Genomic DNA, 22,332 nt, shown 5'->3' with positions numbered 1-22,332 from the left:
CGCGGTTCTTCCTCAAGCCTATAGTGAGTAGGCGGCGACGGGGCGGGCGTGACGCGAGCCGGGAGGAGTGCGCATGGACGACGGCGTGGCCCGCCTTTCGGCGCGGGGCCTCCACGACGCTCTGCGCGCCGGTGAACTCTCGGCGAGGGAAGCCACGGGCCATTTCCTCTCTGCGATCGAGACGGCGGACCGACACCTCGGCGCTTTCGTCACCGTGACCGGGGACCGCGCGCTCGAGGCGGCCGCCGCAGCGGACGAGGCCTACGCGGCCGCCCGTCGCGCCGGCAGGCTCGATGCACTCCCGCCGCTCCACGGGATGCCGACGGCGTTCAAGGACCTCGTCGACGTGGCTGGCGTCCCCACGACCCACGGCAGCGCGGCCATCAGCCACCGCCCTGCCCCAAGCGACGGCCCCCTCGTGGAACTGCTCCGCGCAGCCGGGACCATCTCGCTGGGCAAGACGCAGGTCCCGGAATTCGGTCTGACCGCGTATTCCGAAAACCGCATCGGGCCACCTTCCCGGAACCCGCACGCACCCGCGCTGAGTTCGGGCGGCTCGTCGGGAGGATCCGCGGCAGCGGTGGCGGCACGTCTCCTGCCGTTCGCGACAGGGAGCGACGGCGGCGGCTCGATCAGGATTCCCTCGGCGGCATGCGGAATCGTGGGACTCAAGCTGGGCCGAGGGCTCGTTCCGGCGGGACAGAGCCCGGGCGACGCCGCGCGACTCGTCGTCGCCGGCCCGCTCGCGCGGACCGCCGAGGATGCGGCACTCCTCCTGGACGCCCTCGTCGCGTGCGGCGAGCCGGGCCCCGGTGCCGGCACGGGGCACGGTCGCCACGCGGCGTCGTACGTGGACGCGATGAGCCGCGAGCCGGGACGGCTCCGCATTGGCGTCGCGCTCGCGAGCCCGTGGGACCAGCGCTACCGGATCCAGCCAGAGGCAGAGGCGCTCGCGGCGCTCGACGCCGCGGTCGTTCGGCTGCACGCGGCAGGCCACACAGTCGCCGAGGCGGAAATCCGGTACGACAACCGCTACCCGGACGAGTTCACCGCCGCGTGGACGGCGGGCGTCGGCACCCTGCGGATCCAGCCGGAGTGCGAACCGCTCCTCACCCCGCTCACGCGCGCGTTCCGCCGGCGGGCGCAGCAGCGGAGCCGCGCCAGACTCGACGAGGCGCTCGCGTTCCTTCGGCGCTTCGAGCGCGACACCGTGGCGCAATACGCCGCGTGGGACGTGATCCTCATGCCCGCGCTCGCCCAGACCTCGCGGCCCGTCGGCTGGTTCTCGGGCACGGAATGGCAGACGACGGCGGACCAGGACTACGCGCGGCAGTGCGAGTTCGCGCCGTGGTCGTCGATGGTGAACGTGTGCGGGTTGCCCGCGGTGAGCGTTCCGACGCACTGGACGGCTGGCGGGCTGCCGATGGGCGTGCAGCTCGTAGGCCCGATGGGGTCCGAGGGACTCCTGCTCGCGTTGGCAAGGCTTCTCGAGACGCAGCGACCGGTCAGCCCCGCCGTCAGCTCGGCCGTGCCCCTCGTCAGTACCCCGAGTGGTACGAACTGAGCGACGAAATGCCGATGACGAAGAACGCGATCACGACGACCGTGATCAGGAGGCAGAAGTACCCCATCGCTAGCCCAGCGATCGCGAAGCCGCGGCCCGCGGGCTCGCGGGACAGCGCCATGTGGCCCAGGATGACGGCTGCGATCTGCGGCAGGAGGAAGAATCCGAACCCGACGAGCGACGCGATCCCGCAGACCATCGACGCGATGCTGAGGCCGCGCGGCTCCGCAGGCGGATAGTACGGCTGGGACGGGAACGAGTACGGGGACTGCTGCGGTTGGCCGTACACGGGCTGGCTGTAGGCGGACTGGCCGTATGCAGGCTGGCCATACGCGGGCTGGCCATACGCGGGCTGGCCATACGCGGGCTCGGCGAACGGCTGCTGGCCGTACGGCTCGCGGCTGTATGGCTGGGAGGAGCCGGGCTGGTTGGAGGCGCCCTGGCCGTAGGGGCCCTGGGCGTACGGGCTCTGGCTGTACTGAGTGTCCTGGCCGTATTGGGCGTTCTGGTCGTACGAACCCTGTCCGTACGAACCCTGCCCGGCCTGCGGCTGCCCGGGCTGCTGATCTGCTCCGGGCGCGGACGCCGCCTGCGACCCGGGCGCGACGCCGGCGGGCGGTGCGGGCGCGTGCGGGATGGGTGGGATCGGCCGCGTCGCGTGGCGGCGGTCGCGACCGATGGGCTCCGTGGGCCGGTCGGCGGCGGTCTGGCCCGCCTGGGCAGGCTCCGCGCCCGGCGCCTCGCCCTCGTGCGGCCCGCCGTCCTCAGGCCTGTGGCTTGGCTTCGACTGGTCCTCGGACGCGGCGTCGCCAATCTGCGGGTCTGACATCTGTTCCTCCGTGTCACCTCGCGCATGTCCCCATCGCATGCTGGCTCAAGACTACGCCGCCGCGGAGCGCGAGCGACTCTGCCGCGAAAGGCGAGCCACGCCGCCGTCGGCCGCCGCAGCCGCGCGGGCCGGCAAGTCCGCCGCCGCCGCCGCGCGCGCCGGCTGGCGTCACTACGGGAAATCTTCACTCCTGTGCCACCCACCGTTGGTGTTCTCTGCAAAGCTATGGGCATGGCTAACCGAGCAGGCACCGTTGCCCTCCCCACCGACCTCGTGGACATCACGGCACTCCTGGACGCCTATTACGACGTCTCGCCTGACCTGAGCGATCCGGGCCAGCGCGTCGCGTTCGGGACCTCGGGCCACCGCGGCTCGAGCCTCAAGGCGTCCTTCAACGAGAAGCACATCGCGGCCATCACGCAGGCCATCGTCGAATACAGGGCGGGCCAGGGCATCCGCGGGCCGCTCTTCCTCGCTCGCGACACCCACGGCCTGAGCGAGCCGGCCACCAACACGGCGCTCGAGGTCCTCGCCGCGAACGGGGTCACGGTGCTCATCGATGCGCGCCACGGCTACACGCCGACCCCGTCGCTGAGCCACGCGATCCTCAAGTACAACGCGGGCCGCTCCGAGGACGATCCCGCCCGCGGCGACGGCATCGTCGTGACGCCGAGCCACAACCCGCCGGCCGACGGCGGGTTCAAGTACAACCCGCCGCACGGCGGTCCCGCGGACACGGACGCGACGGGCTGGATCGCCGACCGCGCGAACGCCCTCCTCGAAGCGAACCTCAGCGGCGTGAAGCGCATCCCGCTCCAGGACGCCCTCGCGGCGGACACGACCGGGCAGTACGACTTCCTCTCCTCGTACGTGGACGACCTCCCGCAGGTCCTCGACATCGCGGCCATCCGCGACGCGGGCGTGCGGATCGGCGCGGACCCCATGGGCGGCGCGTCGGTGGACTACTGGGGCGAAATCGGCGAGCGCCACCACCTCAACCTCACGGTCGTGAACCCGACCGTCGACCCGCAGTGGGCGTTCATGACGCTCGACTGGGACGAGAAGATCCGCATGGACTGCTCGTCGCCGTCGGCCATGGCCGGCCTCATCGCCAAGGTCAACTCGGGCGAGGCGAAATACGACATCGCGACCGGCAACGACGCCGACGCCGACCGGCACGGGATCGTCACGCCCGACGGCGGACTCATGAACCCGAACCACTACCTCTCCGTAGCCATCGACTACCTGTACCGCAACCGCACGGGCTGGCGGCAGGACGCCGTGGTGGGCAAGACGCTCGTGAGCTCGTCGATGATCGACCGCGTCGCGGGCGGGCTGGGGCGCAAGCTCGTCGAGGTGCCCGTGGGCTTCAAGTGGTTCGTTCCGGGGCTCCTGAGCGGGGAGGGCGCGTTCGGCGGCGAGGAGAGCGCGGGCGCGAGCTTCGTCAAGCTGGACGGCGGCGTGTGGACCACCGACAAGGACGGCATCCTGCTGTGCCTCCTCGCGTCGGAGATCCAGGCCGTGACCGGACAGAGCCCGTCCCAGCGCTACGCGGACCTCGCGGCGAAGTATGGGTCGCCGTCGTACGCGCGGGTCGACGCCGCGGCGAGCCGGGAGCAGAAGGCCAAGCTCGGCAAGCTCTCCGCCGCGGACGTCACGGCCACTGACCTCGCGGGCGAGCCCATCACCGCCAAGCTCACCGAAGCGCCGGGCAACGGCGCGAAGATCGGCGGGCTCAAGGTCACGACCGAGAACGCATGGTTCGCGGCGCGGCCCTCGGGCACCGAGGATGTGTACAAAATCTACGCCGAGTCGTTCAAGGGCCCGGAGCACCTCAAGCAGGTTCAGGCCGAGGCGAAGGCGCTCGTCGACTCCGTCATCTCCTAGCCCGCGCCTCTCTACTCGTTGCGCCGTCACGTTCGGGGTGTCCATCCGCCGGACGTGACGGCGCTTCGTGTTTCCCGAGTGGTGACGCGCGCAACGGACCCTGGGTGACCGCGATCATATACTTAGCAAAAGTAATGAGCTAAGCTAAGTATCGATGATTCCCGCCGCAGCTCCCGAAGCAACACCCACCCCGCCACCCGTCGGAACGGGTGTCCCGGACCTCGGCGACCTCGCGGTCGAACTCCGCATCGCCATCATGCGGACGTCCCGTCTGCTGCGCATCCAGGCCGGAAGCGACGTCGTCACTCCGGGGCAGACCACCGTCCTCGGTCTCCTCGTGAAGCGCGGCCCGCAGACCATGCGCCAGCTGGCAGACGCCGAATGCGTCCAGGCGCCGAGCATGACCCGCACCGTCAACGCGCTCGCCGCGCAGCATCTAGTGAGCCGCAACGACAGCCCCACCGACGGCCGCCAGGTCGTCGTCGAAATCACCGATCAAGGCCGAGCCATCGTCGAAGAGTCGCGCCGCCTGCGGTCAGCGTGGCTCGCCGCCCGCCTCGAGGGACTCCCCGAGGCAGACCGAGCCACGATGCACCGCGCCGCCGAGATCCTCTTGGAGATGGCCGCCCAGTGAACAACACTTTCAGAGCCCTCAGCCACCCGAACTACCGCCTCTGGGCCGTCGGCGCGCTCGTTTCCAACGTTGGCACATGGATGCAGCGCGTCGCGCAGGACTGGCTCGTGCTCACCCAGCTCACCCAGCACGACGGCGCCGCCGTGGGCATCACCACGGGCCTGCAGTTCCTCCCGATCCTCGTGCTCGGGCCGTATGCGGGCGTCTTGGGCGACCGCCTCGACAAGCGCAAGCTGCTCATGGGCACGCAGGCCGCGATGGGCCTCCTCGGCCTGCTTCAGGGCGTCCTCGTGCTTACGGGAGCGGCCCAGCTCTGGCAGATCTACGCGATCGCGCTGCTGCTCGGGGTCGCGAGCGCCTTCGACGCCCCTCCGCGGCAGGCGTTCGTCTCGGAGCTCGTGGGCCGGGCGGACGTTCCGAACGCCGTCGCGCTCAACAGCGCGTCCTTCAACCTCGCGCGTCTTGCCGGCCCGGGCATCGCCGGCGTGCTCATCGGGGTCATCGGGACGGGCTGGGTGTTCCTGCTCAACGCCGCGACGTTCGCCGCGGTCCTGACGTCCCTCACTCGGCTGCGCGTCGACCTGCTGCACCGCAGCCCCCGGATCCCGCGCGGCAAGCACCAGATCGCCGAGGGCATCCGCTACGTCAGAACCCAGCCGCGGATCGTGCTGATCATGGCGATGGCCGGGCTCGTCGGCATGTTCACGCTCAACTTCCAGGTCACGAACGCCCTCATGGCCGCGGACGTCTTCAAGGCCGGACCGGATGCGTACGGCCTGCTCGGCTCGATCATGGCGGTCGGCACGTTCGGCGGCGCGCTCCTCTCCGCCCGGCGCAAGGGGCCGCGCATGAGCCTCCTGGTCGGGGCGGCGATCGCGCTCGGTGTCGCGACGATCGTTGCCGCGACGATGCCCAGCTACGTGTGGTTCGCGATCATGCTCGTTCCCGTGGGGCTCTCCTCGATCACGTTCCTCAACCTCTGCAACACGATCGTCCAGCTGAGCACCGAGGCCCAGTACCGGGGCCGAGTCCTCGCGCTGTACATGGCGGTCATCCAGGGCGGCACGCCCATCGGCGCGCCCCTCGTCGGCTGGATCGCGAACACGGCCGGGCCCCGGTGGTCCGTGCTCGTGGGCGGACTCATGGCCCTCTGCGCGGGTGTGCTCGGCGTCGTGGTGCTGAGCCGGTGGGGCGAGGGCACGATGCGGGACCAGCTGCGCGCAGTCTGGACCGCCCGATGGTCGCGTCAGCTCGAGGCCGTTCCGGCGGGCGTTCGGCTCGAGGACGGCTCGGCGGTCGCTGCCAGCGGTGCCACGGCGGCAAGCGATTCGACGGACGACGGCGCCGGGCTGGCTGCCGCGGTCACCGAGGCTCCGCCTGTGGCCCCCTCCGCGACCGATGGCCAGATCCCGCCCGTCAAGGAGCCACGTCCCGCCGCTACGCGTCCCGCCAGCGCCCCGGCGGAGTGCAAGGCTCCGCACACTGGACGCCAGCGGACGGTGTCCGTGCAGCGGAATCCGACCGGGAACATCCCGCACGTCCCGGGACCGAAGGACCGGGGCGAACGCCTCAAGAAGGCCTGACGACACCTCGCGAAGGGCCTTGGCCCGACCCTCTGAAAGAGATGGCCCCCCGTTGCATCAAGGCAACGAGGGGCCATCTCTTGACTGTTCGGCTATCAGACATCCACTGACGAGCGGTTGGAGCTCGCCGTCGGCGTCAGAGGGTCTCGACGACGTCCTCGAACGCGAATTTCGTCTTCGCGGGGCCGAACGCGTCCGCGCCCGGGAGCCCGATGTTGACGACGAGGAAGCTCTTGCGGCCACCCTCGGGGAAGAACTCGGCGTCGATCCCCGCGAAATCGGCACCCGTCATCGGACCTGCAGCGAAGCCCAGCGCACGGACTGCGAGGATGAAGTAGCCCGCCTGAAGGTGGGCGTTGTCACGGCCCGTGCCGTAGCGGAGGGCCTCGTCGCCGTCGAACATGGCCTTCGCGCGGAGTGCCACCGGAAGGAACTCATCCCACTTCTCGTGCCACTCGGTGTCGAACGCGAGGACGGCGACAAGCGGAGCCGTCCGCGTCTTCTCCTGGTTGCCCGGCATCATGTGGGCGACGAGACGCTCGCGGGCCTCCGCCGAGCGGACGTACGTGATGCGCAGCGGCTGGTTGTTGAAGGCGGTGGGCCCGAACTTCGTCAGCTCGTAGATGGCCTGCGCCTGCTCGTCCGTGACCTCGCCAGTGAACGAGTTGGCGGTGCGGGCCTCGACGAAGAGGGCGTCGACGGCGGCGGCGTCCAGTGCTGCTTCCTGGTGGGCGATGCTCATGCGGGTCTCCTTAGACGGAATGCGGAAGTTTCTGCTGAAGCGACGGTGGCGCGGTCCGTCACCCTCTCAGGTGAGAAAACCCGCCGTCGTCCGTAAGGCTTCCGCCCACGGCGGTGAGATTGGACACACGGACCTCCTCGCCGCTCTCCCGCGCCGTCGGGTCTGGCCCCACCCGCGAGTAGGATGGCCCCCGACATCCCACCCCTCGGAAGGCCCCTGACGCATGAGCATGCTCGGAACCAGATGGAAGCTCCACGGCGACGGCCGCTCGGTCCGGCCCGGCGAGGTCGTCACGCCGCAGGAGAGGCTCGCGTGGCCGCTGACCATCGGGATCGGCCTCCAGCACGTCGTGGCGATGTTCGGCGCGACGTTCCTCGTGCCGATCCTCACGCACATGCCGCCCGCGACCACGCTGTTCTTCTCCGGGGTGGGCACGCTCCTGTTCCTCGTCGTCACGCGGGGGCGGGTTCCGAGCTACCTCGGCTCGTCATTCGCGTTCATCGCGCCGATCCTCGCGTCGCAGCAGCAGTTCGGCGTCTCGGGCGCGCTCGGCGGTGTCGTGTTGGCTGGCGTCGCGCTCGCGCTCGTGGGCGCCGTGGTGCAGCGCTTCGGGGCGCACTGGATCAACATCGTCATGCCGCCCGTCGTCACGGGTGCGATCGTGGCGCTCATCGGCCTCAACCTCGCGCCGTCGGCGAAGCAGAACTTCGTGGCCGCACCGGTCACGGCCCTCGTGACGCTCATCGCGATCATCCTCGTGAGCGTCCTCTTCCGCGGAATCCTGGGGCGCCTCAGCATTCTTGTCGGCGTGGTGGTCGGTTATGTCGTCGCCGTGGCGCGGGGCGAGGTCGACTTCTCGAAGGTCGACTCTGCAGCATGGATCGGGCTTCCCCACTTCCAGACGCCCACATTCCATCTGGGGGTTCTGGGCCTCTTCGTGCCCGTGGTCCTGGTACTCGTCGCGGAGAACATCGGCCACGTCAAGAGCGTCGCGACGATGACGGGGCAGAATCTGGACGGCGTCTCCGGGCGCGCGCTCATGGCCGACGGCGTCGCGACCGTGCTCGCTGGCCTCGGCGGCGGCTCCGGCACCACCACGTACGCCGAGAACATCGGCGTCATGGCCGCGACCAAGGTCTATTCGACCGCCGCGTACTGGGTTGCCGGCGCCTGCGCGCTCGTCCTGAGCTTCTCGCCGAAGTTCGGAGAGCTTATCGCGACCGTCCCGCAGGGCGTGCTCGGCGGGGCCGCGACGATGCTCTACGGCATGATCGGCGTGCTCGGCGTGAAGATCTGGGTCCAGGGCCGCGTGAACTTCTCGAACCAGATCAACCTCACGACCGCCGCCGTGGCGCTCGTGATCGGCATCGCGGACTACACGTGGACAGTCGGCCAGCTGAGCTTCGCGGGCATCGCGCTCGGCTCGGCCGCGGCGCTGCTCGTCTACCACGGCATGACCGCGCTGTCCCGCTGGCGGGGCACCGTCCGGGAGCCCGAGACCGAGCGCTGACGCGCCGGGCCGCTCGCTCTCGTCTCGGGTACAGATCATCTGTACCCGAGACGGGCCGGGCTGGCGTTATCTGTACCCGAGACGGGCCAGGCCGGCGTTATCTGTACCCGAGACGCGCCAGGCCGGCGTTATCTGTACCCGAGACGTCTAGGGTGGGTCAGCCGACGCACAGGCAGAACGGGTGGCCCGCGGGGTCGAGGAACACCCGGAACGTGGTCCCAGGCTGGGCTTCCGCCTTGCTCGCGCCGAGCTTGAGCACCTCGACCTCGGCCGCATCGAGATCGTCGACGGTAACGTCGAGATGCATCTGCTGCGGAACGTCCTGGGTGGGCCAGAGGGGCGGGCGGTAGTCCTCGACCTTCTGGAACGAGATGAGCTGACCGTAGTCGGCCCGGATCTCCACCCAGTCGGCGGCGGAGCTCTCGGTCTTCCAATCCAGGAGGGCGGCGTAGAACGCGCCGAGCTCAACCGGATCGGGGCAGTCGATGACGAGGCTTGGGTAGCTTGCGATGGCCATGGGGACAATCTAGCGACGGCTGCGGACAGGGAGTGTCCGCTGGCGTTATCTGTACCCGAAACGCCTGTAGCCGACAGTATCTGTACCCGAAACAGGTGTAGCCGAAAGTATCTGTACCCGAAACGCCTCAGGCGGGAGTTATCTGTACCCGAAACGCCTGTGCCCGAAGGCTGGGCCTGAAGGGGCGCGGCGCCGGGCCGAACCGTGGCGGGGGGGGTACTGCGGGTACCTGTATCGGCAGCACTCTCCCCCGCCGGACACGAAGCTGGTTTGCTGAGGAGACAGCCGCTACGACCGACAGGGACCACATGACCGCGATTGACGCCTCGACGAGCACCGCCCCTCGGACCGTGAGCCGCTCCCTCGCCGTGGTCCTCGGCCTGCTCACGGCGTTCGGCCCCATCTCGATGGACCTCTACCTTCCCGTGCTGCCCGCGCTCACGAGGGACCTCCACACCCAGACCTCGACGGCGCAGCTGACCGTGTCGGCCTGCCTCCTCGGCCTCGCCTTCGGCCAGATCGTGGCGGGCCCGCTCTCGGACCGGTTCGGCCGCCGTCGTCCGCTCTTGATCGGGATCGGCGCCTACATCGCCGCGTCGGCGCTCTGCGCGGCGAGCCCCACGATCGAGACGCTCATCGCAGCGCGGCTCGTGCAGGGCCTCGCGGGCTCGGTGGGCATCGTGATCGCGCAGGCGGCGGGGCGCGACCTCTACTCGGGCGGGAAGCTCGTGCGCTACTACGGCCGGCTCGCGGTGCTGGGCGGGCTCGCGGCGATCATCGGGCCCGTGATCGGCGGCCAGATCGCCGCGTTCACCGACTGGCGCGGGGCCTTCGTGTTCCTGGCGGTCGTGGGCGTCGGGATCCTCGTGGCCTCGGCGATCATCTACCGCGAGACGCTCCCCAACGAGCTCAGGACCGAGGGCGGGCTCCCGCACACGCTGCGCGCCTTCGCACGCCTGCTCTCGGACAGCACGTTCGTGGCCTCGCTCCTTGTCACGGCGTTCACGGGCGCCGCGCTGTTCGCCTACTTGGCCGGCGCGACTTTCGTGCTCCAGGGGATCTACGGGCTCACGCCGCAGCAGTACGCGCTCGCGTTCGGGCTCAACTCGCTCGGCTTCATGGTCTTCGGCTTCACGTCGGGACGCCTTTCAGAGCGGTGGTCCGAGCGGCGGACGCTCTCCGTCGGGCTCGCGCTGTGCGTGGCCGGCGCCCTGCTGCTCCTGGTGACGGCGCTGCTCCACCTGCCGCTCGTCGCGGTCATCGTCTCGCTCTTCACGATGGTCGCCGGGGTCGCGGTGACCAATCCGCCGTCGACCTCGCTCGCGCTGTCGGGCTACCGCGACATCGCGGGCACGGCGTCGTCGCTCCTCGGGCTCACGCGGTTCGCGTTCGGTGGGCTGTCCGCGCCCCTCGTCGGGCTGGGCGGCGAGCACGATGCTGCTGGCCTCGGACTCGTGGCCGCCGTCTCCGCAGCCGCGGCCGCCCTCGCGTTCGCCGTCGTGACGCGCTTGGGCGGCCGCTCGCGGCGACTCGTGCGCGGCTGACCCAGACGGTCAGGCCGGCCCGGCTCAGGCGGGCACGGCCCGGGGGCGGTGCGTCCAGAACAGGACCGGGATCAGCAGGAGCGAGAGGAACCCGCCGGCCAGCGAGAGCGTCCCGTAGCTCGACGACGCCATGACCACCCCGGACATCGCGCCCCCTCCGGCCCCGGCGAGGGCGATGAGCACATCGATCGTGCCCTGGGTGCGCGGGCGGTTCTCCGGCACGGTCGCGTCGATGACAAGGGCGGTTCCCGAGATGAGGCCGAAGTTCCAGCCCAGCCCGAGCAGGACGAGCGCGAGGATGAGCAGCCCGAGCGAATCGCCGGGAGCCACGGCCGCGACGACCCCGGCCGCGAGCAGCGTCACGCCGGAGGCGATGGCCATCGGCACGCGGCCGATCCGGTCCACGAGCGCGCCCGTGAGCAGCGACGGCAGGTACATCGCGCCGACGTGCAGGCCGATGACGAGGCCCACCGCGGCGAGGCTCTGGTGGTGCGCGCGCATGTGGATCGGCGTCATGGTCATGATCGCGACCATGGCGATCTGGGTCAGGATCATGACCGTCGCGCCCGCATAGGCGCTCGCCCCGGGACGGCGGACGACGGCGGCCGGCGAGGTCCCGCCGTCGTCCGTCCTTGCTGCTTCGGTGACGGCGCGCGCGAGCAGGTAGGGATCCGGGCTCAAGAGGGCCAAGAGGACCGCGCCCGCGGCGAGATAGGCGACGGCGGCGAGCAGGAACGGGCCCGCGAGCGGCGGGATGCCGAGGCTTGCGGCAAAGTCGCCGAGGGGCGTGATGAGGTTCGGGCCGGCCACGGCGCCGGCAGTCGTGGAGACCATGGCGACGCTCACGGCCGTGCCGCGACGCGAGGGCTCGGCCAGGTCCGTACCGGCGTATCTGGCCTGGAGGTTGGTCGCGGTGCCCGCGCCGTAGAGGAAGAGTGAGACGAAGAGCAGAGGCACCATGTCGGCCACCGCCGCGACCACGACGCCGATCGCGCCGAGACCGCCCGCAGCGAATCCCAGGCCGAGCCCCGCCCGCCGGCCCCAGCGTTGCGTGAAGCGGCCTACGAGGAAGGCGGTCAGCGCCGAGCCGAGCGTGAAGAGAGCGGTCGGGAGGCCGGCGAGGCCGTCGGTGCCCAGCATGGACTGCGCGAGCAGGCCGCCCACCGAGATCCCCGCCGCGAGCCCCGCGCCGCCGAGGATCTGTCCGGCGACGACGACGCGCAGCGTGCGCCGCTGCACCCTGGCCAGCCCTTCGGCGTCGGGCACGGTGAGGTGCGGCTGTCTGGTGTGCTCCGGCATCGTCACGGTGTTCTCCTTCATGGCGCGGCGGGAGGCCCGGACCTCACCGTCGGGCAGTCCCCTGCCGTGATGGTATTCCCTGCCGGCGTGGGCCCACCCGCCGGGGCCGCTAACCGGCGCAGGGCTCAGGTCAGGAGCCGGCCAGGAGCTCCGCGACCGCGCGGCGGAGGTACGCGGCGCCCTCGGCCATCGCCTCGGCGGGGCTCGGCGCGAGATCGACGAGCGCTCCCGCCACCTCGATGCCATGCTCGGCGAGCTCCTCTGGCGTTGCGAGGATGCGGCCGGCCGCGGCGACGACCGGAATCCCCCGATCCCGCGCCCGGTCGGCGAGCGCGATCGGGGCCTTGCCCGTAAGCGACTGGCCGTCGAGGGACCCCTCACCAGTAATGACGAGATCCGCGCTGCCGAGCTTCTCCCCGAGGCCCACGAGGTCTGCCACGAGCTCGAAGCCGCTCTCGAGCTCGGCCGCCGTGTACGCGAGGAACGCCGCCGGGAAGCCGCCGGCCGCGCCGGAGCCGGGGACGTCGACGTCGCGCCCCGTCGCCTCGGCGAGGACGCGCGCCCACGTGCTGAGGCCGCCGTCGAGTGCGGCGACCATCTCCGGGTCGGCGCCCTTCTGCGGACCGAAGACGTGAGCGGCGCCGTCGGTGCCGGTGAGCGGATTGCGGACGTCGACGGCGATGCGGAACCGTGCGCGCGCGAGGCGCGGGTCGAGCCCCGAGGCGTCGACGGAGACGACATCGGCGAGCGCCGCGCCGCCGAGCGGCACCACGTTGCCGGCCGCGTCGAGCGGCTTGAGGCCGAGCGCGCGAAGGGCGCCCGAGCCGCCGTCGGTCATTGCGGAGCCGCCGAGGCCGAGCACGATCTCGGTGGCGCCGGCGTCGAGCGCCGCGGCGATGAGCTGCCCGGCGCCGTAGGAATGCGCGCGGCCCGCCGTCTCCGGGGTCGGCTCGCCGTCGAGCAGGGCGAGGCCCGAGGACTGCGCTGTCTCGATGACCGCCGTCGCGCCCTTGATCGCCCAGGACGCGCCGACGGGCCGGAGGATCGGCCCGACCACCGCGTTGTTCCGCTCCTCGAAGCCCGCGGCGACGGCCGCCTCGAGGGTGCCTTCGCCGCCGTCGGCGATCGGCACGCGCGTGACCTCCGCGTCCGGGTAGACGCTCAGGGCGCCTTCGGCCATCGCGTCGGCGGCCTGGGCCGCGGTGAGGGAGCCCTTGAACTTGTCCGGGGCAATAAGAATGCGCATTCCACCATCCTGCCAGCCACGCGCTCGCGCCGCGGAGTGTTTCAATCGCGCTGAGTGGTTCAGGACCACGGAGTGTTTCAATGTCAGCGTGGAGACCAATCGCGTCGAGGCCTTCAGCGACGGCGTCCTGGCCATCGCCATCACGATCATGGTGCTCGAACTCAAGACCCCGAACACCCCGGACCTTCACGGGATGCTCGAGATCCTGCCCACGCTGCTCACGTACGTGCTGAGCTTCGTGTACATCGGGATCTACTGGACCAATCATCACCACCTCATGCACCTCAGCAACCGCGTAGACGGCGGCGCGCTGTGGGCCAACCTGAACCTGCTGTTCTGGCTCTCGATCGTGCCGTTCACCACGCGGTGGATGGACGAGAGCAGCCTCAGCACGCTCCCCGTGCTCGTGTACGGGATCAACCTGCTGCTCGCAGCGGTCTCCTACACCATCCTTCAGACCCGGCTCATCCGGATCCAGGGCACCGAGAGCCAGCTCGGGCAGGCGATCCGCAATGATGCGAAGGGGAAGTGGTCGATGGCCATCTACGTTGTGGGGTGTGCCGGGGCGTTCCTCTCGGTGTGGGTGAGCGTGGCCGCCTACGTGGCCGTGGCCGCCGTCTGGATCGTGCCGGACCGCCGCATCGAGCGCGCCGTGGCCGGCGAGACCGACGCCGAGTAGCGGCCCCAAAGTAGCGGCCCCCGAAAACACGCCGCGCTCCCGACCGGAGTATCAACCGGTCGGGAGCGCGGTGGGTGAACTGGAACAGGGCGGACGAGCCTAGGCCGGTCCGGCCCCAGTCAGTGCTGCGGGAGAGCCTGCGTACCCTCGATCTTGACCGCCTGGAGGGCGTTCGCGTCGAGGCCGAGCGCGCGCATGATGGTCGGGGCGATCTGCGTCGTCTCGACCTGCGAGGAGACGGTGTTCGCGCCCGTGTCCGTGCCGCTCGAGACGACGATCGGCACGTGGCGGTCCTCGACCCCAGCGCCGCCGTGCTCGGCGATCTTGCCCTTGCCGCCCGTGTAGACGACGCCGTGCTGGACGATGCCGAAGATGTCGGGGATGCGCTCGTCAGCGGCGGACGTGTGGAAGAAGTCCGCAACCTCCGAGCCCGAGTAGACCTTGTCGAGGCCGGAGGCCGGGACCGTGATCGCCGAGCCGCCGATGTTGTTGCCCGCGGCCGAGTGGGACTGCAGGTACTGCTTCGCGAAGTCCGCCGCCGCCTGCGTGTGCTCCTTGAGCCAGAGCTGCATGACGTCGTCGTCCGTCGAGAAGGCCACGAGATCGTCCGAGTGGCCCGCCGCGCGCCAGGCCGCGTTGAGCCCATCGACGATGGGGCCGTCGTCGACGCGCTTGAGCGCCGAGGGCTCCATCGGGGACTGGCCGTGCTTGGCCGAGAGGACAACCGTGGTCTTCTTGGCGTCCGGGGACTGCGCGATCGCCGTGGTCATCTTGCCGACCTCGGTGTTGATGTAGTCGAGCGCCTTGGAGAGCAGCGGACCGGGGGTCACGCCGTCGGCGAGGTAGCCGCCCGCCATGCCGTCCGAGGTGGGGAGCTTCTGGGCCGTCGAAACGGCCTGGAAGTTCATGCCGAACACGCCGGGCTCGCCCGTCGCGTGGGCACCCGAGTGGTCCTTGCCCTGGATCTCGTTGAGCACGGCCTGGACCTTGTAGGAGTCGTACTGCTGCGTCGCCGCGTTGTCCTTGGTCCAGTCGCCCTTGTAGCCCGCGATCGACGCGTCAGAGTTGATCTCCGGAGCGAAGAGGTCGTCGATGCCGGTGCCCGACGGACCGCTCAGGATGTCGTACGCGACGTGCTTGTCCGACCACGCCGTGCGCAGGCCGGCCTGCTTCGCAGCCTCGAAGACCGTGTTCACCTTGAGGTACTGGTTCGGGTACACGGGCTTGCACGTTGCCGGGTCCACCGGGAGCTGAGCCGGGTCGAGGAGCGAGCGCGGGGTGCCCGTCATCTGGAGGATGCTGTTCGGGAGGCCGGCGAGGCCCTGGCCCGCATCGAGCGCGTTCTGGTTCCGGTCTGCGGCCTCGGTGTACGCGACCTCTGCGCCGGGGGTTGCCGTCGCGCAGTTCGTGGTGCCCGCCGGGAGCAGCTTCCGGTTCCACGTGTCGTCGTAGTACACGCCGGTGGTTCCCGGGTTGCCGCCCGTGACCTGGCCGACCATCCCGGGGAACGAGTCCGACGGGACCGGGGTCTGGGCGTTCGTGTAGTCCGTGCCGTGGCCCACGAGGGCGGCGAGCGCGGAACTCGGGTGCGTCTTGACGTACCAGTCGAGGTCCGACTGGTGCAGGCCGTCCACCGAGAGGAGGAGGACGTGCTTGTCGGCGTTGGCCTTCTGCGGTCCGTCGCCCGGGGTGGCGACGGCGGCGCTCGCGACACCGGTCGCGGCGAGGGCCGCGCCGAACACCGCGGCGACAGCCCGCTTCGTACTGGTCTTCATGCTTCTCCGTTCCGGCGCTCTGGCGCCCCAAGGACCTCCGGCCGCGCGAGGCGGCCCCCGTGATCCTTTCAGCGCGCGACGGGCGGCATGCCGCCCAAGCGGGACTGTTCGATGAGAATTGGGCTGGGCGTTGCCAAGTTCACGGGAAACTGGCGGGTAACTCCGAGGGATTTCCCCTTGTCATCCAGCGATTGGCCAAGCCCCGCGTTCGACGAGGACATCCCGGAGGAGGTCGGCGCGGTCCGTGACGAGGCCGTCGACGCCGAGGTCGAGGAGCCGATGCATGTCCGCGGGCCGGTTGACGGTCCACACGTGGACTTGCTTGCCCAGCGCGTGCGCCCGGTCGAGGAACGCGGGCGTCACGATGCGCAGCGCCCCGCGGCGCTCCGGGACCTGGAGACAGTCGACGTCGCGCGCCGCCTTCGCGAGCACCGCGGAAGGGAGCACGGGCCCACCGAAGGCGAGCAGCGCCGTCGTCCGTCCGCCTGCCGAGGACGCGACGGGGCGCGAAAGCCGCGCGAGCACGGCCCTGCGCCGCGCGTCGGAGAACGAGGCGACGAGGACGCGGCCATGCAGGCCCAGGCGCTCGATCGCGTCAGCGAACGGGCCCACGGCGTCGGCGGTCTTGACGTCGACGTTGAGGCGGGCGTCCGGGAGCGCCTCCGCGAGCTCGTCGAAGCGCAGCACGCGCTCGACCCCGCCGATCCGGGCCTTCTGGACCTCACGCCACGGCAGCTCTGCGATGCGGCCGCTCCGGTCGGTGACGCGGTCGAGCGTGTCGTCGTGGAAGGCCACGAGGATGCCGTCCGCGGTGGCGTGCACGTCCGTCTCGAGATGCGTGAAGCCGAGGTCCCACGCCGAGCGGAACGCCGTGAGCGTGTTCTCGAGTCCCGCGAGCGAGAACCCGCGGTGGGCGAAGGCCATGGGAGCGGCATGCAGGTAGCTCACGCCGTCACCGTACCGCGGGTAGGCTCGAAGCTATGGAGGATCTCAGCCCGGTGAGCCGGGAGTACTTCCGCACGCTCCCGAGGCGCCGCGTCGCGGCCGGACTCGTGATCCGCGATGGCGAGGGACGCGTGCTCGTGGTCAAGCCGAACTACAAGGACGGCTGGCTGCTCCCGGGCGGAACCGTTGACCCCGGCGAAGCGCCTCGCACTGCCGCGCGCCGCGAGGGCCGCGAGGAGCTCGGGCTCGACATCGAGCCTGGCGCGCTCCTGCTGGTGGCCCACTCGGCGTTCCCCGACCCGATCGGCGACGGGCTCTCCTTCCTGTACGACGGCGGGCGCCTCGCCGAGGGCGCGGAGGTCGTGCTCCAGGAGGAGGAGCTGACCGAGTGGAAGTTCCTCGCGCCCGAGGACTTCGAAGCGCACTTCGGCGCGCATGGCGCCCAGAACGTGCGGTCCGCGCTCACCGGCCTTGCGGAGGGCCGCACGCTTGAGCTCGAGGATGGGGTGGAGCTCGTATGAGCCTGCCCTTCAGCCAGGTCGACGTCTTCACGTCGGAGTTCCTGCGCGGTAACCCCGTGGCCGTGGTCCATGATGCCGAGACCGTCGCGGACGCGGACATGGCCGCGTTCGCGCGGTGGACCAACCTCTCCGAGACCACGTTCCTCCTCCAGCCCACGCACCCCGACGCCGACTACCGCGTCCGAATCTTCACTCCGGGCGGCGAGATCCCGTTCGCCGGCCATCCGACGCTCGGCTCCGCCCGGGCGTGGCTCGAGGCAGGCGGCGAGCCCGCCTCCGATGGAGGCCAGATCGTCCAGGAATGCGGCGTGGGCCTCGTGACGATCGCGAACGACGGCGGACGGCTCGCCTTCGCGGCGCCCCCGCTGCGCCGCTCGGGGCCCGTCGATCCCTCGGACCTCGCCACCGTGGCGGGCTCGCTCGGGCTCGAGACGGACGACGTCGTCGTCGACGCAGCATGGGTGGACAACGGCCCCGGCTGGGTGGGGCTCCTCCTGCGGGACGCAGAGACGGTGCTCCGCCTCGAGCCTGACTTCGGGGCGATGGGCGACTACCTCGTGGGCGTCATCGGACCGTACGGCGAGGGCTCGGAGGTCCAGTTCGAGGTCCGCGGGTTTGCCCCGAGCCTCGATGTCCCCGAGGACCCGGTTACGGGCAGCCTCAACGCCGGCTTGGCGCAGTGGCTCATCGGGAGCGGGCGCGCGCCGTCGTCGTATGCCGCCCAGCAGGGAACGGCACTGGGGCGTCGCGGGCTCGTCCGAGTCACCGCTGACGGCGCGGAGGTGTGGGTCGGCGGAGACACCGTCGTGGGGATCCGCGGCACGCTGGAGCTCGAGGACGGGTAGTCGAAGGACGACAGCCACCTTCTCGCGGAGAAGTCATCCCCGGCTGAGTTTTGGACGAGAAAGCGACTTCCCGCCGGCCCCTACCCCTCCCGGGAGCCGTCCACGAGCCGCGGCACGCCGAGCGGGTTGGCATCGCGGAGCGCCTCGGGGAGGAGGTGCTGCGGGAAGCCCTGGTAGGCGACGGGGCGCAGGAAGCGATCGATCGCGGCGGTGCCAACGGAGGTCGGCCGTCTCACCGGCCCACCAAGAGGACTCGCGCTCAGTCGGCGAGCTCGGACGGCCTCGCGATGACGTCCACCATGGCATTGCCGCGCAGCACCGTGATCTCGGTCCGCCGGCCGATCGCGTCCTCGAACATGTGCTTCTGCAGCGACTGGGCGTCGGCCAGCGGGGCGCCGTTGATCGCGAGGAGGAGGTCTCCGGGCCGGATGCCGCTCTCCGAGGCAGGGCTCCCCGCGACGACCTCGGCGACCCGGAGCGCGCGGCGCCGCCCGGTGCGCACGGCCCAGCGCTCGTCGAGCGGGGTCGGGACGCTCACGAGGCCCAAGTAGGCTCGCCGCACGCGCCCGTCCTCCCGCAGCGAGTGCAGGATCCTGCGCGTCGTCGCGTTGATGGGCACGGCAAGCCCGAGGCCGATCCCAGCCACTGCGGTGTTGATCCCCACGACGCGGCCCCGCGAGTCGGCGAGCGCACCGCCGGAATTGCCTGGATTGAGCGCGGCGTCGGTCTGGATGACGTCTTCGATGAGCCGCGATGCGGTGCGACCGCGCGCCGGCATGGACCGCCCGAGCGCGCTCACGACGCCCGCGGTCACGCTGCCCTCGAGCCCCAAGGGGCTGCCGACGGCGACCACGAGCGAGCCGACGAGCAGGCGATCCGCGTTGCCGAACTCGGGCGGCTCCGGCACCGGCAGCCCGGTCCGGAGCACGGCAAGGTCCGAGAGCGGGTCCCGGCCGACCACCGCGAACGGGCCGCTCAGGCCGTCCGCGAAGGTCACCTCTCCCCGGGACACGCGCCCCACGACGTGTGCGTTCGTGACGAGGTGGCCCTCTTGGCTGAAGACGACGGCGGAGCCAGAGCCGCGCTCGGTCCTCACCGAGGCGACGCGCGGAGTCAGATGCCGCGCCACTCCCGTGACGATCTGCGAATAGGCGTCGAGCGCCTCGCTCTCACCCGCCTCGTTCTCACTCACAGCAGGAAAACGTGCCGGCGAGGGGGCAGGATTCCCGGTATCGCCCGAGGCGTAACGCGCGGGAACCCGGGCCGCCTGCGGGGCAAACTGCGGAGCAAAACAAAGGTTCGCAAAATCCGAGGGTTTGAACGTTCGGGCAGGGGGGTAACCATACGTCATCGGTTCGCAACGACGTTAAGGAGGCCACCGTGCTGCTGTGGATTGCGATAATTCTTTTTGTTTTGTGGCTCTTGGGGTTCATTGCCCTTCCGAGCCTCGGGGGCATCGTGCACATCCTCATCGTGCTCGCAGTGATCGCCCTCATCGTCCATTTGGTCAGAGGGCGGCGGGCGGTATAGGAAGACCGAGGCTCCGGCCGCAACAGACTATGGCGCCTTGAGGGGGCAGCCGGCCACAATGGTTCTCGGCCGGTTCTCTCAAAGGAGTTGCCATGCTGTTGCTCTGGGCCTCGGTGATCCTATTCGTTCTCTGGGTTTTGGGCGTGATCGTGAATATCGGCGGAGGAGTTCATCTTTTGCTGTTCATCGCGGTCATCACGTTCATTGTGTTTCTCGTGGGGCGTCGCAGTCCCGCGGAACACTAGGACCCTAGCCGCCTTCTCAGATCCGCAGGGGTGGCGCGACCAGCTACAGGCTGGACGCGCCACCCCTGCGCTGTGAGCAGGAGGTGAACATCCGTTTCCCTTCGTCTGCTAAGACGGGACAATGACCCAGCAACGCGCCGAGCCGCCCGTCGGCGGAACCCGGGCCCACCTCCAGTCGCTGCTCCCGTCCCTCGTGCCGAGCGAGCGGCGCGTCATACAGCTCTGCGTCTCTGACCCCGAGGACGTCGCACAGATGTCCGTCTCCGAGCTCGCGCAGCGCACCGAGACCTCCCCCGCGACCGTGGTCCGCGCGTGCAAGCGGCTTGGCTTCGACGGCTTCCAGCATCTCCGGCAATACCTCCTCCGCGACCTCGGCGCTGCCGAATGGGGTACCACGAACGGCCGCGAGGACCACAGCGGCGAGCCCGGTTCCGCCGAATACGTGGTGAGCGGCATCTTCAACCGCGCCGCAACCGAGATCCGCAGCGCCCTCGGCGCCCTCGACTACGCCGAATTCCAGGCCGCGGCGAACGCCATCCGCTCGTGCCGCCGCCTCTTCATCGTGGGCAACGGCGCCTCCCTGCCTCCGGCCCAGTCCATCGCGCTGCGGTTCCTCACAAGCGGCCAGGTCTGCGAGGCTCCGGCGGACATCATCTCCCAGCAGGTCGCCGCGAAGCTCCTCACCCCAGCCGACGTGTGCCTCGCGGTGAGCGACAGCGGCATGAACACGTTCACGCTCCAGTCGGCCCGGCTTGCCGCGGAGGGGGGCGCGACGGTCATCGGGATCACGAGCTACGCGAAGTCGGCGCTGGCCGAGGTCTCGAGGCACACTCTCGTGGCTGGCGCGGAGTTCCATGCGTGGAACGACGAGACGGTGATCGGGAACATCGTGCAGATGCTCCTCCTCTCCGCACTACATGTCGTGGCGACGAGCAACTCCCCCGAGGCGGCCGCCGCCCACGCCGAGGTCTTCCGTCAGGTGCTCACCATGGTCGAGGACGGCGACGCTCGGGACACGCCCCAATAGTTCCTCGCGCGAACCCCTGCGGTTTGTGCGAGTGTCGCTCTTGGTTAACCAAGCGGCCCCAGCCTTCGAGGTAGAGAGTTTCCTAACGACAAGAAGTTAGGAAACATAATTTCCCGGAGGTGCCGATGGGCCGTCTCGTGCTCAACCAGCTCTCACGGTCGTTCAAAGACGTGAAAGCCGTGGACAACATTTCTCTCGTCGTCGACGACGGCGACTTCCTGGTCCTCCTCGGCCCGAGCGGCTGCGGCAAGACCACGCTCCTGCGCATGATCGCGGGACTCCTCGACCCCACGTCGGGAACTCTCGAGCTCGACGGCCGCGACATCACGGACCAGCCGTCGCGGCGGCGCGACCTCGCGATGGTGTTCCAGAGCTACGCGCTCTACCCGCACCTGAGCGTCGCGAAGAACCTCGCCTTCCCGCTATCGGTCCGGAATTCAGGCGGCAAGGCCAGCAAGGCGGAGATCAGCCGCCGCGTGGCCGAGGTGGCGGACATGGTGGACATCGGCCACCTGCTCGAGCGCAAGCCCAAGGAGCTCTCGGGCGGCCAGCGCCAGCGCGTCGCCGTCGCCCGCGCCCTCGTACGCGAACCCAAGGCCTTCCTCATGGACGAGCCGCTCTCCAACCTCGACGCGAAGCTCCGCACGGCGACGCGCCAGGAGCTCGCCGCCCTGCATCGCCGGCTCGGCGCGACGTTCGTCTACGTCACGCACGATCAGGTCGAGGCCATGACCATGGCCACCAAGATCGCACTCCTCAACGGCGGTCGCCTCGAGCAGGTCGGGACACCCGACGAGCTCTACGACAAGCCGGCCTCCGTCTTCGCGGCGGGCTTCATGGGCTCGCCCGCGACCAACCTCCTCGACGCCCAGCTCTCGACCGCCAACGGCAAGATCACGGTCATGGCCCCGGACGTCGAGGCCGTGCTCTGGGAGGGCGAAACGCCCGAGCGCGAAATCGTCCTCGGCATCCGCCCCGAGCACCTCACGCTCAACGCGGCAGGCTCCGCGGCAGCTGCACCGAGCACGGGCGCAGCCCTGCGCGGAACCGTCGAGCTCGCGGAGAACCTCGGCCGCGAGCAGCTCGTCCACTGCCGGGTCGGCGGCCGACGCATCGCCGTGACCTGCCCACGGGAGCACCGCTGGGAGGAGGGCGTCGCCGTCGTCCTCAGCGCCCGCGCCGAACACCTCCACCTCTTCGACCGCGCAAGCGGGCGTCGCCTCGAGTGGCAGAGCGAGCCTTCGAATCCTTCCGCCGTCCCAACGCACGACGACGGCGCCGCGGCCTCCGCCCGCCAGCCCACCCAAGCGCTCCCCGCCTGAGCAGGTTCCCCCGCCAGACCACCCCCACCCCCCAACACCGGTATCCCCCGCCCCCCAACACCGTTCACACCCACCCTTAAGGACCCAG

Annotated in this window: 21 protein-coding genes and 1 pseudogene; 13 read left to right on the top strand and 9 right to left on the bottom strand. The window is 70.3% G+C overall.

Translation table 11 applies throughout. From position 1 onward, the window contains the following. Positions 1 to 73 precede the first annotated feature (73 nt). On the top strand, positions 74 to 1,564 hold the full coding sequence (locus E6A26_RS13705; RefSeq protein WP_136611759.1) for an amidase: 1,491 nt from the start codon (positions 74 to 76) through the stop codon (positions 1,562 to 1,564). Here the strand turns inward: E6A26_RS13705 and E6A26_RS13700 are convergent. Next, positions 1,539 to 2,393 (bottom strand): DUF4190 domain-containing protein, encoded by an 855-nt coding sequence (locus E6A26_RS13700; protein WP_211129138.1) that lies wholly within the window; start codon positions 2,391 to 2,393, stop codon positions 1,539 to 1,541. The genes E6A26_RS13705 and E6A26_RS13700 overlap by 26 nt on opposite strands. Positions 2,394 to 2,624: 231 nt before the next feature. On the opposite strand from E6A26_RS13700, the gene pgm reads away from it, so the two are divergent. From pgm to E6A26_RS13685, 3 genes are all read left to right on the top strand, one after another. After that, the gene (gene pgm, locus E6A26_RS13695) at positions 2,625 to 4,280 is read left to right on the top strand and encodes a phosphoglucomutase (alpha-D-glucose-1,6-bisphosphate-dependent) (protein WP_136611758.1); all 1,656 of its coding nucleotides are present in this window, start codon (positions 2,625 to 2,627) and stop codon (positions 4,278 to 4,280) included. 154 nt (positions 4,281 to 4,434) lie between these two features. Then, entirely contained in the window at positions 4,435 to 4,914 is a 480-nt protein-coding gene (locus E6A26_RS13690) for a MarR family winged helix-turn-helix transcriptional regulator (protein WP_136611757.1), read from the top strand. Continuing rightward, the gene (locus E6A26_RS13685) at positions 4,911 to 6,497 is read left to right on the top strand and encodes an MFS transporter (RefSeq protein WP_211129136.1); all 1,587 of its coding nucleotides are present in this window, start codon (positions 4,911 to 4,913) and stop codon (positions 6,495 to 6,497) included. Before E6A26_RS13690 ends, E6A26_RS13685 begins: the two co-directional genes overlap by 4 nt. A 136-nt stretch (positions 6,498 to 6,633) precedes the next feature. On the opposite strand, the gene E6A26_RS13680 is transcribed toward E6A26_RS13685, so the two are convergent. Continuing rightward, positions 6,634 to 7,239: a malonic semialdehyde reductase gene (locus E6A26_RS13680; RefSeq protein WP_136611756.1), complete on the bottom strand. Its 606-nt coding sequence runs from the start codon at positions 7,237 to 7,239 to the stop codon at positions 6,634 to 6,636. Positions 7,240 to 7,462: 223 nt separating this feature from the next. Between E6A26_RS13680 and E6A26_RS13675 the strand changes: the two genes are divergently transcribed. Continuing rightward, complete coding sequence (locus E6A26_RS13675) at positions 7,463 to 8,749, top strand: uracil-xanthine permease family protein (protein ID WP_136611755.1); 1,287 nt, start codon at positions 7,463 to 7,465, stop codon at positions 8,747 to 8,749. Positions 8,750 to 8,906: 157 nt separating this feature from the next. On the opposite strand, the gene E6A26_RS13670 is transcribed toward E6A26_RS13675, so the two are convergent. Then, positions 8,907 to 9,266, bottom strand: a complete 360-nt coding sequence (locus E6A26_RS13670) for a VOC family protein (protein WP_136611754.1) — start codon at positions 9,264 to 9,266, stop codon at positions 8,907 to 8,909. A gap of 308 nt (positions 9,267 to 9,574) precedes the next feature. On the opposite strand from E6A26_RS13670, the gene E6A26_RS13665 reads away from it, so the two are divergent. Further along, positions 9,575 to 10,810 carry a multidrug effflux MFS transporter gene (locus tag E6A26_RS13665; RefSeq protein WP_136611753.1) on the top strand — a complete coding sequence of 412 codons (1,236 nt, stop codon included), beginning with the start codon at positions 9,575 to 9,577 and terminating at the stop codon, positions 10,808 to 10,810. Between the two features lie 24 nt (positions 10,811 to 10,834). Here the strand turns inward: E6A26_RS13665 and E6A26_RS13660 are convergent, their stop codons facing one another. Both E6A26_RS13660 and E6A26_RS13655 read right to left on the bottom strand, forming a co-directional pair. After that, complete coding sequence (locus tag E6A26_RS13660; protein ID WP_211129140.1) at positions 10,835 to 12,109, bottom strand: MFS transporter; 1,275 nt, start codon at positions 12,107 to 12,109, stop codon at positions 10,835 to 10,837. A 130-nt stretch (positions 12,110 to 12,239) separates the two neighbouring features. Further along, on the bottom strand, positions 12,240 to 13,355 hold the full coding sequence (locus E6A26_RS13655) for a glycerate kinase (protein WP_136611751.1): 1,116 nt from the start codon (positions 13,353 to 13,355) through the stop codon (positions 12,240 to 12,242). 88 nt (positions 13,356 to 13,443) lie between these two features. Between E6A26_RS13655 and E6A26_RS13650 the strand changes: the two genes are divergently transcribed. Further along, positions 13,444 to 14,034: a TMEM175 family protein gene (locus E6A26_RS13650; protein WP_136611750.1), complete on the top strand. Its 591-nt coding sequence runs from the start codon at positions 13,444 to 13,446 to the stop codon at positions 14,032 to 14,034. 119 nt (positions 14,035 to 14,153) lie between these two features. Here E6A26_RS13650 and E6A26_RS13645 read toward each other — a convergent pair whose 3' ends face one another. Together E6A26_RS13645 and E6A26_RS13640 are read right to left on the bottom strand one after the other, a co-directional pair. Next, entirely contained in the window at positions 14,154 to 15,809 is a 1,656-nt protein-coding gene (locus tag E6A26_RS13645) for an alkaline phosphatase family protein (protein ID WP_136611749.1), read from the bottom strand. A 180-nt stretch (positions 15,810 to 15,989) separates the two neighbouring features. Next, positions 15,990 to 16,733 carry a glycerophosphodiester phosphodiesterase gene (locus tag E6A26_RS13640; RefSeq protein WP_136611818.1) on the bottom strand — a complete coding sequence of 248 codons (744 nt, stop codon included), beginning with the start codon at positions 16,731 to 16,733 and terminating at the stop codon, positions 15,990 to 15,992. A 56-nt stretch (positions 16,734 to 16,789) separates the two neighbouring features. Between E6A26_RS13640 and E6A26_RS13635 the strand changes: the two genes are divergently transcribed. Continuing rightward, a complete protein-coding gene (locus E6A26_RS13635; protein ID WP_136611748.1) occupies positions 16,790 to 17,275 on the top strand; it encodes an NUDIX domain-containing protein in 486 nt (161 codons plus the stop codon). Next, complete coding sequence (locus E6A26_RS13630; protein WP_136611747.1) at positions 17,272 to 18,120, top strand: PhzF family phenazine biosynthesis protein; 849 nt, start codon at positions 17,272 to 17,274, stop codon at positions 18,118 to 18,120. The genes E6A26_RS13635 and E6A26_RS13630 overlap by 4 nt, the downstream gene beginning before the upstream one ends. A gap of 80 nt (positions 18,121 to 18,200) precedes the next feature. Here the strand turns inward: E6A26_RS13630 and E6A26_RS13625 are convergent. Further along, positions 18,201 to 18,365 (bottom strand): annotated as a pseudogene (locus E6A26_RS13625) (aldehyde dehydrogenase (NADP(+))); the annotation flags it as partial. A 14-nt stretch (positions 18,366 to 18,379) separates the two neighbouring features. Next, the gene (locus E6A26_RS13620) at positions 18,380 to 19,312 is read right to left on the bottom strand and encodes a S1C family serine protease (protein WP_234865495.1); all 933 of its coding nucleotides are present in this window, start codon (positions 19,310 to 19,312) and stop codon (positions 18,380 to 18,382) included. Between the two features lie 188 nt (positions 19,313 to 19,500). Between E6A26_RS13620 and E6A26_RS13615 the strand changes: the two genes are divergently transcribed. The 4 genes from E6A26_RS13615 to E6A26_RS13605 all read left to right on the top strand — a co-directional run bounded on the left by E6A26_RS13615 (position 19,501) and on the right by E6A26_RS13605 (position 22,244). Then, entirely contained in the window at positions 19,501 to 19,650 is a 150-nt protein-coding gene (locus E6A26_RS13615; protein ID WP_136611745.1) for a lmo0937 family membrane protein, read from the top strand. A 92-nt stretch (positions 19,651 to 19,742) separates the two neighbouring features. After that, the gene (locus E6A26_RS17660) at positions 19,743 to 19,895 is read left to right on the top strand and encodes a DUF5670 family protein (RefSeq protein WP_168928748.1); all 153 of its coding nucleotides are present in this window, start codon (positions 19,743 to 19,745) and stop codon (positions 19,893 to 19,895) included. 121 nt (positions 19,896 to 20,016) lie between these two features. Continuing rightward, positions 20,017 to 20,922 carry a MurR/RpiR family transcriptional regulator gene (locus E6A26_RS13610; protein ID WP_136611744.1) on the top strand — a complete coding sequence of 302 codons (906 nt, stop codon included), beginning with the start codon at positions 20,017 to 20,019 and terminating at the stop codon, positions 20,920 to 20,922. A 179-nt stretch (positions 20,923 to 21,101) separates the two neighbouring features. Then, positions 21,102 to 22,244 (top strand): ABC transporter ATP-binding protein, encoded by a 1,143-nt coding sequence (locus E6A26_RS13605; RefSeq protein WP_327407668.1) that lies wholly within the window; start codon positions 21,102 to 21,104, stop codon positions 22,242 to 22,244. The last annotated feature ends 88 nt before the right edge of the window (positions 22,245 to 22,332 follow it).

Origin of the sequence: Sinomonas albida (assembly GCF_004919045.1) — a bacterium.
Lineage (GTDB): Bacteria > Actinomycetota > Actinomycetes > Actinomycetales > Micrococcaceae > Sinomonas > Sinomonas albida.
Note: the sequence above shows the minus strand (reverse complement) of the source record. Positions and strands in the feature narration are given on the sequence as shown.